At 67.8% G+C, this 5,639-nt stretch carries 5 protein-coding genes; 4 read left to right on the top strand and 1 reads right to left on the bottom strand.

The genetic code is table 11. From position 1 onward, the window contains the following. Nucleotides 1–2,705: MobF family relaxase (gene mobF / locus ABI385_RS15185; RefSeq protein ID WP_348104601.1), on the bottom strand; the 2,705-nt coding region annotated here is incomplete at its 3' end. A 472-nt stretch (nt 2,706–3,177) separates the two neighbouring features. On the opposite strand from mobF, the gene ABI385_RS15180 reads away from it, so the two are divergent. The 4 genes from ABI385_RS15180 to ABI385_RS15165 all read left to right on the top strand — a co-directional run bounded on the left by ABI385_RS15180 (nt 3,178) and on the right by ABI385_RS15165 (nt 5,366). Continuing rightward, entirely contained in the window at nt 3,178–3,339 is a 162-nt protein-coding gene (locus tag ABI385_RS15180) for a hypothetical protein (protein ID WP_348104600.1), read from the top strand. A gap of 578 nt (nt 3,340–3,917) precedes the next feature. Continuing rightward, a complete protein-coding gene (locus tag ABI385_RS15175; RefSeq protein WP_348104599.1) occupies nt 3,918–4,202 on the top strand; it encodes a hypothetical protein in 285 nt (94 codons plus the stop codon). 14 nt (nt 4,203–4,216) lie between these two features. Then, nucleotides 4,217–4,984 (top strand): hypothetical protein, encoded by a 768-nt coding sequence (locus ABI385_RS15170; RefSeq protein ID WP_348104598.1) that lies wholly within the window; start codon nt 4,217–4,219, stop codon nt 4,982–4,984. Nucleotides 4,985–5,141: 157 nt separating this feature from the next. Further along, a complete protein-coding gene (locus tag ABI385_RS15165; protein WP_348104597.1) occupies nt 5,142–5,366 on the top strand; it encodes a hypothetical protein in 225 nt (74 codons plus the stop codon). The last annotated feature ends 273 nt before the right edge of the window (nt 5,367–5,639 follow it).

The raw sequence follows: 5,639 nt of genomic DNA, 5'->3' as shown, positions 1-5,639 counted from the left end.
GAACACGTGTCGACGTAGAGACGGTTAAAATCTCGGCCGCGGGTGGCCATTACGTAGAGCGGCTCACGCACCGTCGCTGCGCTCACATAGGCGTGCGCCGACTCGACCGTACGACCCTGCGCGCGATGCGCCGTGCTCGCATACCCGAGCTCGACGTACTCCTGAACATAGCTCGCCGGCAGCGTCGCCAACGCTCCCCCTCTTGCCCGCTGGACGCGCATTGACCCGTCCTCGCCAATCGACTCCACAACCCAGTCGTCGCCGTTTTTTACCCACCCGCGCCCGGTCACCAATGCCCGCTGGTTGTGCCGCGTCACGACGACGTCGCCCACACCGATCGTCTCCCCGCCTGCGACGACCACACCGGCCGCGGAAACCTCCCCAACCGCGACCCGATGCGCCCTTGCCCGCGCGTTCAACTCCGCCACGGTGTCGGAGTCCGCGGCCATCATCAGAGATGACTGACCGGCCTTCACGTCGGCGAGCCACCCGTCGTAGATCAGGTCGATCATGTCCTCGCGAGTGCCCGATTCGACCTGCCCCCGCTCCACATAGGTGGCAGCGACCGACGGCCGCCCGGCCCGGAGCTTGAGTGACGCGGCCCGCTCCCACTCGTGCCGGAACCGGCGCACGTCATGCAGCGCCGGCGCGTCCCGCCGCGCATCGGCGAGCAGCTTGAACGCTCCCCCGGCCTGCACCGGCGACAGCTGCGCCCAGTCCCCCACCAGCAGCACCTTGGCGCCCGCCCGCGCTGCAGCGGTCGTGATGTAGTCCAGGTCCATCGTGGCAGCCATGGATGCCTCGTCGACGATCAACAGCTGTCCCGGCCGCAGGGTGAACCGGTCGTATGCCGCGGTGCCGGCTGCCGCTCGCATCTGCAGTTGGCGCGTCGCTGGGGAGGGGTAGGCGCGAGCCAGCCTGGCTGCATCCGACGCGAGCTGGTGGCGCCGTTCGGGGAGGCGGCGGTGTTCGCTGATCCATTTGGAGGTGTTCTCCGTGGCTACCCCGACGGCTTCGGCGAGCACCTCGGCGGCTGCGGCCGATGGGGCGAGGCCAATGACCGAGCCGGCCCCGTACGCGGCTTCCCAGGCTGCTCGGACTCCAGCCATGGTCGTGGACTTCCCGGTCCCGGCGGCGCCGACAATCAAGTCCAGCCGGCGACCCGAGGTGACCACGGCGGATACAGCGGCAGCCTGCTCAAACGACAGCACCTTGCGCCCGCTCTCGAGAGCCTCATCGACGTCCGGTTCGGCTGGTGCCGGGGCGGTCGGGCCGTCCATTGCGTCTGCGGCTTCGAGGAGTCGCGCTTCGGCAGCGAGGAGTTCCTGGGTGGCGTAGAGCTCGCTGTTGCGAGCGCGGAACTTGCTGGACCCGTCGGCCCGCTGGAGGGCTTGAGGCAGGAGGCCGACGTCTGGGGGCCTGAGCATGACAGCCGGCTCAGCGGAATACGACGCGGTCTTCTCGGCGACAGCGATGCGGTCTTTCGGCGTCGCGAAGCGGACGCCATGAAGCTCACGCAAGGTCTCGGCGAGGAGGTTGGCTCGGGTGAAGGTGGCGCGCTTGTCGGCGACCTTGGCCAGCACGACACCGGCAACGTCGCGCAGGATGCCGTCCTCGAGATCGGTGGCGGCGAGCAAGCGTGGAGGGGTGCGGTTCGTCAGGTTGCCGACCCAGTTCTCGGGGTCGACGCCGAGGAAAGGGCGGGCGCGGTCCTTCCATTCGGTGATGAGCTCGCGCAAGGGTCGGATGTGCTTGTCGCCTCGGGTTTCGAGGGTTGCCTGCTGGCGCATCTGGATGACTTCGTGGGCGGTGGGCTGACGGCCGTGGGAGTTGATGAAATGCTCGACGAGGTCGTCCTTCGCTGTCTCGATGGCGCTCGAGCGTTGGGAGAAGTGCTCGCGAAGGTCCTGTGGCACCCCTTCGACCTCCCACTTGGGTTCGGTCGATCGGCGGCGCTGCTCCGGGGTCCAACCCCAGCCAAGTTCGGCGGTGAGCTCGTCGGCGAGGATGCCGTTGTAGAGCTCGGACATGCCGACTGCGGCGCGGTAGAGTGCCTTGGAATCAAGGGTCCGCCACTTGCCGTCGGACACGGCTTGGACCCGGTTAAGGACCACGACGTGGGTGTGCAGCTGAGGGTCGCCGGCGCGGGAGTCCCAATGGTCGAACGCGGTCGCGATGATGCCGCGGACGTCCTCCTGGACGACGCCCGCCTTCCCCATCCGGGTGGCGAATACCTGGCTCTCCCCGTAGGCGATGACCGCCTCGATGGCGCGGCGGTGCGCGCGGTAGATGCGCGAGCGGGTGGGGTCGTCGGCGAGCGCCCAGGCGGTCGAGACCGACTTGGGCGCGGAGAAAGTGAGGTCGAATCCGGCGACCGTCTGCGACGGTTTGCGGACCCGGCCGAGGTGGTCGACGAACGGCCCGCGCGGGGCGGGCCGAGCCTGCCCGAGCTGCCGACCGGTGCTCGGGTCCTGCAGCATCCCGAGCATCCGCCACAGGGCCTCCTCCGTGACGAGCGAGCCTGCAGTGACGCCTTCCCCGTTGTTCAACCCGGTGAGCCCGGCACCGAGGAAACGGCCGGGCGGGGTGCCGTGCGCGGCGTAGTACGCCTGCAGACCACCTGCCGGCCCCGACTGGTCCATCCGCGCGACAGATGACATGAGGTAGCGGTAGCCCGCCCCCAACGTCATCCGCCGAATCGACATCGTCACGCACCGGTGAGGGCCGGACGGGGGCACCACCCGCCCACCGCGCCAGCGGGTGCCAGACGTGTGGAGCGAGATTGGTACTGGCCTGTAGGTCACGGCGGGTGAGCTCCCGGGGCAGGGTCGACCGGGTGTGCCTGATTGTGGTCTGGTCGCAGTCGCGGGGACCGGGTCAGCTCCGATACCGGAGTGGTGACTCAGGGGTCGGGCCCGGGTTTGGCGGAACCAGGACTGCAATGCCGTGCCTTGGCGTTGGTACGATCCACGGTGATCGAGCCGGTGGAGGCGTCGTCGACTTGGTGCATGGTGGCCCCACCCTCACGTTGCACGTAGGAATTGCAGATTCTCGGCTTTGGAGGAACGATGTGCCCATTGACCGTTGACCCGTCGGCGCGCCAACGATTGTTGGATGCGCAGCGCGCCGAGGCTGACGCCCTCAAGGTGGTCGAGCGCCCTACGTGCCCGTGACCGAATGCAGGTCAAACTCGATGCGGCGGCCGCCGCTGTGGACGACGCCCGCTACGAGATCGTGAAAGTCTCGGGACTGGCTCGAGCGGCGCTGCTGCTCAACGAGCAGGACGCCGTGCTGCGACGCGCGACCCGGCTGGCGCAATCACGCGATCAAAAGAAGTAGATGTACGTCCGCAGGCCCCAGGTCGGTACGGCCGGGGAACAGAACGGCGTTGAGGCATGATGGTGGCCAATGGATCCCAACTTGGCGAAGACAATTGCGGCTGGCCACTTGGAGGCCTTGGGCGCGCGTTGGGCGCATGTGCAGGCAGTGGGTCGATTAGCGGACATCATCAGGAACAGGACGGCCACGACGGGGATCGTGGCGCTGCTCACAGCTCGTCCCGCGACGGTAACCGGTCCGCTCTACGACGTGTGAGTCTCAGTCCGTCGACGACGTGGCTGGGGCTGACGAGGCTCGGTCTATTTCGAAGGCGTTTCAACCGCGAGCTGCTGACCGCCAGAGGGTTGCTGCAGCGCGTGGGCCTGCCCACGCTGCAAAGCCCCCGGTGGGCGCGGGCTGGAACCCGCGCAACGGCCGCTTCACGCCGCTGATCAACGCGTTCTCGCGGGTACCTCCTACGGCCACTTATTGTGATGCATATCACACGGCGCCGGAGTAGCCTCTGTAAGGTGGTCGGGCAGCAGCCCGGCCCGATCGGCCGAGACGGTCAGAGCCTCGGCCATGACTGAGAGCCCGCCATGCATCTGTTCAGCTACTCCAAAGAGGCACTGATCGGGGTCAGCGGGAGCGATGCGGGTAGCTGGTGGTTCAACCCGGCCACGGGCAAGGTCGAGTGGCGTCCCGGGTGGGAGGTGGAGCGCTTCAACGACCTGCAGGCTGCCGTCTCCGCCCTCGACCTTGTCGCACGGATCAAGAGCCCCGAGGTCGTGGACTCAATCGGATCCGAGCTCGGCCGTTTCGTGCACTCCGAGATGTCGACCTACCTCAACGAAGCCATGCCGGGTGAGGCGCGGACTCAATAGAACTACTCACGCCTGTGACGCCTGCCGACGGGAGCCGGTACGCCGCGTTTTTCCACGAGCTGGATGCCTGGACCGAGTACTGGGATATCTACCATCCGGAAACCCACGGCCGCTTCTACCGGGGCGATGGGAGTAAGCGGGGTCAGCTGGACCTGTTCGTTCCCGCTTCGGCCGGACTCCCTCCTGTCTTCGTAGCGTGGAAACGTCGCGCGCTGGGTCAGGATCTGGCTGACGACTTCTCGCGGCTCGCCGCCGATGAGCCGGTCGCCTCGGCGGCTCTCGAGCTCGACGATCTCGTATGCCGCGTGGTGCGGGCCCAGTTTGGCGACCCCGCCGAGGCCGCAGTCCGCGCCGACTACCTTCGGGCGATCAACGGCTGCGCCACCGACACGTTGCCGGCGGCGACTGAGCGCGCGTCTCAGGTCTCGCCCGGCGACCTGCGACAGCGGACGGCCGGGCGGCACACAATTGAGGGGGACATGATGTGGTTCGTCTGGGCACTCGAGGTCGAGGCGGCCACGGCGGCGGCTGGGCCGGACCGTGTCGCTCGTTGCGATCTGCATGCCCTGGCTCTTGCCGGCGTGGCCACTGGGACAGCGGCCAGTTTCGCTAAGCGTGGTCACCGCCGGACCCGGCCCGAGTACCGCGACGACGACGCCACGCGCCTACTCCTGCAGGAGCGGGGAGCGAGATGGGCGCAGGACGTGGACGCGGCTGCCACCGAGGTCCACGAGCTATTCCAGATCAGGGAGTGGGGGCAGACCCGTCGGCTCTCGCCGTGAGCCCTGCACCTCAGAGGCCCTTTCACTTCTCTCGCCAGGTGAACGGCTCGCTAGGCTGACCGCGTGTTATCGGCGGCGCGCCCCGCGAGGCCATTGCGCCCCTTTCAATAGTCGCAGACCTGGCCGCGGGCGACGGGTCCTCCCGTCCTTCTGACGAATGTCCACTCCACTGAGGTTTTCGCACCAGCGGCCGGCGGTGCATGGCCAGAATGACAAGCACGGCCACGGCGATGTGTCCGATCCGCTGTGGACACAGCGTGATGCGGCGCAGCGCTTGAAGCCGGACTTCAGCAGCCACACCGCCGCGGGTGAACAATCTCCCTCGACCGCCGGCTATCGCGCTCACACCTTGAGCGAGCAGCAAGAGCGACACGGCGGTTGAGCACGGCGATCAGCACGGGGTGCCGATCGCGCAGAACACGGTGCCTGCCCCTCGTTCATAGCGTCGTTCATACTGTCGAGGCCGCCCCTGCAGGGGCGGTGGTGTGGTGTTGATCCCTTCTGGAGCAGCCTGCGAAACGGCCGACGGGGCCGCGAACGTTACTCGACTAGCCGATGAGCGAGCGGACCCGCCTGGCCACCGGCGCCACATCGTGCGCCGCCGGGTGGGTACTCAACGCTGAATCGGCCACCTACCTCCCTGTCTCTCGCAACG

It is taken from the genome of Lapillicoccus sp., from assembly GCF_039935575.1.
Classification (GTDB): Bacteria; Actinomycetota; Actinomycetes; order Actinomycetales; family Dermatophilaceae; genus Lapillicoccus.
The sequence above is the reverse complement of the archived record's forward strand: the minus strand, read 5'-3'. Positions and strand labels throughout refer to the sequence as shown.

Excerpts from the sequence above, each read along its gene's own strand:
- ABI385_RS15180 (WP_348104600.1), top strand. The coding sequence starts at position 3,178 with ATGCAGGTCAAACTCGATGCGGCGGCCGCCGCTGTGGACGACGCCCGC.
- ABI385_RS15175 (WP_348104599.1), top strand. The coding sequence starts at position 3,918 with ATGCATCTGTTCAGCTACTCCAAAGAGGCACTGATCGGGGTCAGCGGG.
- ABI385_RS15165 (WP_348104597.1), top strand. The coding sequence starts at position 5,142 with ATGTCCACTCCACTGAGGTTTTCGCACCAGCGGCCGGCGGTGCATGGC.